This is a genomic window from Microcoleus sp. BROC3, assembly GCF_036702515.1.
Classification (GTDB): domain Bacteria; phylum Cyanobacteriota; class Cyanobacteriia; order Cyanobacteriales; family Microcoleaceae; genus Microcoleus.
Window position 1 is genome coordinate 1 of the sequence record NZ_JAUBTQ010000127.1, and the last position, 4,486, is coordinate 4,486.

At 44.0% G+C, this 4,486-nt stretch carries 9 protein-coding genes; all 9 read left to right on the plus strand.

Annotated elements, in window-relative coordinates; translation table 11 throughout:
• A partial coding sequence (locus QUB30_RS32865) for a GIY-YIG nuclease family protein (protein WP_333342401.1) occupies positions 1–425 on the plus strand: 425 nt, incomplete at its 5' end.
• A 35-nt stretch (positions 426–460) separates the two neighbouring features.
• Positions 461–796: a hypothetical protein gene (locus QUB30_RS32870; RefSeq protein WP_333339077.1), complete on the plus strand. Its 336-nt coding sequence runs from the start codon at positions 461–463 to the stop codon at positions 794–796.
• Positions 789–1,136, plus strand: coding sequence for a hypothetical protein (locus QUB30_RS32875; RefSeq protein WP_333339075.1), 348 nt, complete (start codon positions 789–791; stop codon positions 1,134–1,136). Before QUB30_RS32870 ends, QUB30_RS32875 begins: the two co-directional genes overlap by 8 nt.
• A complete protein-coding gene (locus QUB30_RS32880; protein WP_333342405.1) occupies positions 1,129–1,353 on the plus strand; it encodes a hypothetical protein in 225 nt (74 codons plus the stop codon). The genes QUB30_RS32875 and QUB30_RS32880 overlap by 8 nt, the downstream gene beginning before the upstream one ends.
• Positions 1,353–1,697 (plus strand): hypothetical protein, encoded by a 345-nt coding sequence (locus QUB30_RS32885; protein ID WP_333342407.1) that lies wholly within the window; start codon positions 1,353–1,355, stop codon positions 1,695–1,697. Before QUB30_RS32880 ends, QUB30_RS32885 begins: the two co-directional genes overlap by 1 nt.
• Positions 1,698–1,707: 10 nt before the next feature.
• Positions 1,708–1,941, plus strand: a complete 234-nt coding sequence (locus QUB30_RS32890; protein ID WP_333342409.1) for a hypothetical protein — start codon at positions 1,708–1,710, stop codon at positions 1,939–1,941.
• Between the two features lie 11 nt (positions 1,942–1,952).
• On the plus strand, positions 1,953–2,810 hold the full coding sequence (locus QUB30_RS32895; protein WP_333342412.1) for a hypothetical protein: 858 nt from the start codon (positions 1,953–1,955) through the stop codon (positions 2,808–2,810).
• Positions 2,811–3,041: 231 nt separating this feature from the next.
• On the plus strand, positions 3,042–3,467 hold the full coding sequence (locus QUB30_RS32900; RefSeq protein ID WP_333342415.1) for a hypothetical protein: 426 nt from the start codon (positions 3,042–3,044) through the stop codon (positions 3,465–3,467).
• 343 nt (positions 3,468–3,810) lie between these two features.
• Positions 3,811–4,486: hypothetical protein (locus tag QUB30_RS32905; RefSeq protein ID WP_333342418.1), on the plus strand; the 676-nt coding region annotated here is incomplete at its 3' end.

The window sequence follows — 4,486 nt, forward strand, 5'->3', positions numbered from 1 at the left end:
CCCGTCTAATACTTAAACCCCAACGGCAACCTAAGCAGCCAAAACCTAAGAGAAAGAGTGATTATGTGCCAGGGTTTAATTACATTTTTCAAGACGGTTATCTATCCAAAGTTGGCTTGAGTGAGACACCCGAATCACGTCACTATTTCCTATCACGAGAGTACCAAGCTCCGTTAAAAATTAGGGCGATCGTATTCACAATGAATATGAGACTGACAGAAAAGACGACACACAATATCTTTAAGCGTTGGAATGTTCACCGCGCTCCGGGATTAGATGGTAGGACAGAATGGTTTGAAGCCCCTCCTTACAGAATTTTACTGATGCAAATCACGCTATTTGTTATCTGTTGGGTGGTCAACTTCGCTTACTTCGCTCTGACTATTTTAATTTTGATGCTCTTTTTCTCTCTGGTTTTTAGATAATGCTCGAACATATCTTGAAATTATTCCCAAATCTGTTGGCTTCTCAAGAAAAAGTTGCTCAAGCTTCCCGAAAACTGAGTAATAAAATCTATCAAAATTGTGAACACAATGCTCAACATCTACTGCCAGGTTGCTATTTCTATGCAGGGTTGCAAATTCAAATCAAGTTTTTCTCTGCATATTCAGAATTCCTGAAAGAAGATATCGAATGTTGGGATTGGTTAGTCTATGACGGTTTTGGACAAGTAGTTCTAAAGAGTGGGATCGGAGAGACGAAAGATGATGCTATAGCTTTAGCTCAAACATGGACAGTCCAATTTCTTGAGGGCAATATACCTTCCCAAATTAGCAAAGGTAATCAAGATGCTTAAGCAAGTTTTGAATTTGGTGCCAGTCAAGATTCTTGAAAGGATTGGTAGCTCGATCGTAGAAATCTTACACGAAAAAGATGAGCTACGGAATTGGCAGCCGGATCAATCCGATGTAGCCGAAACTTTCGGTTATATGAACTTAGAAATCAAAATCGTTGCCTGTGCAAAGTTGAATTACTGGTACTGGTATTGGTTCGTTTGTGATGGTAGAAGCGCTGACATCCTCAGAAATGGAACAGCTACTACTGAAAATGACGCGATCGCCCTAGCTCTGAAATGGGCAAATGCGTTTCTAGCTGATGATTCTGATACTTTAGCTGAGGAAGAAATAGATGTTTAATTGGCTATTCGGCACACCTCAACCAATAAATCAATATTATCGAAAGATTTACGTTTTCAGCAGCCGTCGCCCAACCCAAATCTTTACACTTTATGCTGACACGGAAATTTGCGTGATTCAGGCAATGAAACAAGTTGAGCGCCAACTCCCCAAACCCGAACCGGGAGAAATGGTCAAAATTACAGCTTACCTAACACCGAATGGTTTACCAGAATAATGCGTAAAAATCTCAAACGAATACTGAATGTATTGCCCGATTCGATCGTCCTGTCATTCACCAAACAGTTGTTGATTTACCTAAAGCTGAAAGGTGCAATCACAGAATGGGTGATAGATCCACCAATCTCTGACGAATATGACCATTGTGGATTGATTATCCGTTTGCGATGCTTCCACATTGATGGAGAGGAACCCTGGAGCGAACAATGGAACTGGTTTGTCTACGACGGTATGTATCGGTTTCTTGATCAAGGGATGACCTATAACTCCGCTGACTCCCTCCTAGCAGCCAAAAGGTGGATTAACGATTTTATGGAGTATGACGATGAAGAATTGGATTAGGTAAGCAATAATGTTAGATAAATTCTTGAATTTATTGCCCGATCGCATCGTTAGCCAACTAGCTATCAAACTCTTGCTTAATCTCCAAGCTAGAGGTGTTGTAGAATCTAACTCTAATTCTGATGAGGAGTATGAATATTTAGGCTGGGTAATCAAACTGAAATGGAGTGAATCAAAAAAGGAAATGAATTGGTGTATTTGCGATCGACTGAAAGAGCCTTCTGATCCAACACAATTTAACTAACAGGAAAAATAATGCAACAACTACTCGACCAAGAACAAGATGTATTGACTTACCTTCTCTCAACCCTAGTCGGGGGCGCTCTTGATGCTGAAGGTGAGCAAATGTTAGCTGATGTTTTCAATATCACAACTGCTAACTTGAACGAGCTCACTCCCCAGGGCTGGGCTGCGATTGGCGATCGGGCAATCCAAGCAAAATGGTTCCTTGACCACATCACCGAAATCAAAGAGAAGTTTAAGCTACTCATTGACGCACAAATCTGTTTCCGTGAGTTCCAAGGCTGGCTGATGGAAGCTGGCTATAAAGGTGCTGAGAAAATTAAGAAAGCTCAGATAGATGTTGCCGTTGCTCGTGCCAAGTATGGTGCAACAGTTGAAGTCGAAGATTATCGACTTACCAAAAAGCAAGAACAATTCACAGGGGAAACTGAACAAGATAAGCTTTTCTGGGACAACACGGTAATTGCTGCGCTTGCCAAGAAAGTTGCCGAAGTTGATGCAGCCAGTATAAAGATGCAAGGAAATCCAGAATTTGCTCAACAGTTAGCAGAGTGGAAAGATCAAGAAAGCAATATCTATAAGCAAGCTTCATACGGTCTGAAACACGGCACTCATGGCTTGAGCCATCCAGCTCTCGGCGGTTCGACTTCTCCTCCACTCCAAATTAGTCAGTCCAATTACTCTCAACCTCAATTTGTTTCAGCTTCAGGTTTAACCACAACACAACGCTCAGCAACAGGCAAAGCGAAGGATTCAATCAATGTAGCGGTGAATTGGTCAGGCGACATGGCAGGCAAAGTCAATGGTGTTGCTTCGCAGATAAATCGTGGTTTTTCAAGATTTAGTAAATTCATGAGAGGTGAAAGTTGATTATTTCTAAAGGTCACGTTTTTAAAGTCGTCAGCTCGATCGATTACAAGAACGGCGTTGCTGCTACGACAAACACAGGCTGGGTAACGACAGATGACCATGAACCGGGGATAAAATTACCCAACCGTTACGGATATTTGGTAGTTGCTGAAGCTTCGGCAATACAGAATATCGAGATTTGCCCCAATTGTTGTCTCCTCTACGGCAAAACCTTCAATAAATGCACCAACCATGTTTTTACAAACTCCACAATTACCACAAAACCCGAAGCCTGCTGTACAACAACCACAGCCACCGAAAGAAGCACTCGTTTTTAAGCCGTCAGCGCAACTGAAACACCTCAAAAATGTCAACAACTGGCTATTTTTGGTAGTGAATTTCTCGATCGGCATTGGCATAGCGAATGTGTTTCGGTTCTTTCCGTCACATATTTTCTTAGGAATCGTGGCGATCGTCATCGGCTCTCTCAGTCTGTTTTTCATGTCACCAGCCGATCGCACTTATCTCGGACTGTGGCGGACTGGCGGTGCAGCACTGGCGATCGGAGGCATTCTCTGCTTCTGGGATTTGTATTATCTCCTGACCTGGAAGCATGGTTTGGCGATCGCAATCTTTATCATCGTCGCTATGTGGATCATTGGTGCTGGTAGTAAATAACACTTGCCTCCCTGTTGCTACGGCTGTATCCGCTTAAGTCAGCAGCAGGGAATTTTAGAGTTTTCCCCCATCACTCCTCACTCATCAGTCATTAGTCATCAGTCATTAGTCATCAGCGGACATCGGGCATCGCATCGGACATCGCCCGTCGCTCATCAGTCATTGCTCATCAGTCATCGGTCATCGGAATCGCGCGGAAATCTCGCGCATCGAATCGGAAATCTCGCGCATCAAGCATCGGGCATCGTCAGGCAGAGTCAGGCATCGTCGGGCAGTCGGGCATGGAATTTGGGTATTGGATTTTGGGTATTGGGGATTGGGTAAAGGATAGGAGTCATCAGTCATGGGTAACAGGGTCACGATCGGATCATTTTTTGGAGCATTTTGCTCTTTGGCGCTGGCATTGATGCCGCTTCCGTTCGATCGCTGGGTGGGAGTTCGCCAAGCCAGCTCTCTCGCTGCGATCGGCTGCGGATATTTTGGCTGGCACGACAGCCAGAAAAAAAAGGAACAGCTCGAACAAGAAGAACTCTGGCAATTTGAGCAGCGACTGAAACAGCTAGCGCTTGATGCTGCTGTTAACTCCGCACTCACCGATGTCCTGGTTGAGGAGGTAGTGGTCAAAGAGAAGCTTCGGGCTGATGCCTCAGTTGAGGTCTACAGAGCGGAGACTCAGCAGAATTTTGTCCGGGTCATGGCTCACGATCACCCCACCATTCTTGAGCATCTTCTCAAAACTTCACAACCCCCAATATCAGAAACAAAAACAGATTTTGATTCTGAGTCAGAAACAGAAACAGATTCTATTTCTGATTCTGTTGTTGATAGTGTTCCGGGGGGTGCAGCCAGAGAGAAAACAGTAGAAGAGAAGAGAGCGGAGTATATAGCTGCTGCCCGATCGACGCTGTTGAAATTGATTGAGGAGCATGAAGGTGGATGGATTGCACAACTGATGCACAAACCCATCCTAATTTATGGGGATATGGGTAGCTTTAAAAGTTACTTCGCAGCTTTTTTAG

What these genes read in the sequence shown, in the direction of transcription:
- QUB30_RS32875 (WP_333339075.1), top strand. Translation starts at nt 789, where the DNA reads ATGCTTAAGCAAGTTTTGAATTTGGTGCCAGTCAAGATTCTTGAAAGG.
- QUB30_RS32880 (WP_333342405.1), top strand. Translation starts at nt 1,129, where the DNA reads ATGTTTAATTGGCTATTCGGCACACCTCAACCAATAAATCAATATTAT.
- QUB30_RS32885 (WP_333342407.1), top strand. Translation starts at nt 1,353, where the DNA reads ATGCGTAAAAATCTCAAACGAATACTGAATGTATTGCCCGATTCGATC.
- QUB30_RS32890 (WP_333342409.1), top strand. Translation starts at nt 1,708, where the DNA reads ATGTTAGATAAATTCTTGAATTTATTGCCCGATCGCATCGTTAGCCAA.
- QUB30_RS32895 (WP_333342412.1), top strand. Translation starts at nt 1,953, where the DNA reads ATGCAACAACTACTCGACCAAGAACAAGATGTATTGACTTACCTTCTC.
- QUB30_RS32900 (WP_333342415.1), top strand. Translation starts at nt 3,042, where the DNA reads ATGTTTTTACAAACTCCACAATTACCACAAAACCCGAAGCCTGCTGTA.